General features: G+C 59.2%; 1 protein-coding gene. It reads right to left on the bottom strand.

All coding sequences use genetic code 11. The features are described from left to right. Window positions 1-123: 123 nt before the first annotated feature. Complete coding sequence (locus tag EN780_RS39465) at window positions 124-459, bottom strand: hypothetical protein (RefSeq protein ID WP_187331497.1); 336 nt, start codon at window positions 457-459, stop codon at window positions 124-126. Between the last annotated feature and the right edge of the window lie 73 nt (window positions 460-532).

The following is a 532-nucleotide window of genomic DNA, read 5'->3' as shown; positions in this document are numbered from 1 at the left end:
CAAAGGAATTCCGATCAAGAAGCCGAACGCGCAGTGGATCAAGCCCGGCCTGGTCGGCCACATCAGCTTCCTGAAAGGCGAGGGCGGGCTGCGCCATGCCACTCTGACCGATGTTCGAGAGGACTAGTCGGCCCCGCAGATCGGTTCACCGGAAGGCATCCGAGCTGGCGCTCGGCGTTTTTTTAGCGCTTTGGCTGTTCGGGGTCGTCTGAGACAAACGACCCCGATGACCACGTCCATAACAGCTTCCAAGAGCGGCTTGCTGTCTTCGTCGCGGGCTTCAACGGTAAGGCGGCGGCAAATGACGGTGGGGGTGACTTCCCGCGCATAGTCTGTCAGCGCGGCGAAAGCCTCGAGCCTGACGGAATCCATGCCGCCGGCTAACCATGTCCCTTCAGTGTCGGAAAAGAGCCGATCATTGTTGCGTACGTCAAAATAATTAAGGGAAAGGGCGGCCATGTGATCTCCTATGGGCTCACTGCTGTCGAGGGTCCCTACAGCCTTCAGCGGAGTGGACTGCTACCGATAAGCC

Origin of the sequence: Mesorhizobium sp. M4B.F.Ca.ET.089.01.1.1 (assembly GCF_004022605.1) — a bacterium.
GTDB lineage: Bacteria > Pseudomonadota > Alphaproteobacteria > Rhizobiales > Rhizobiaceae > Mesorhizobium > Mesorhizobium abyssinicae.
Note: the sequence above shows the minus strand (reverse complement) of the source record. Positions and strands in the feature narration are given on the sequence as shown.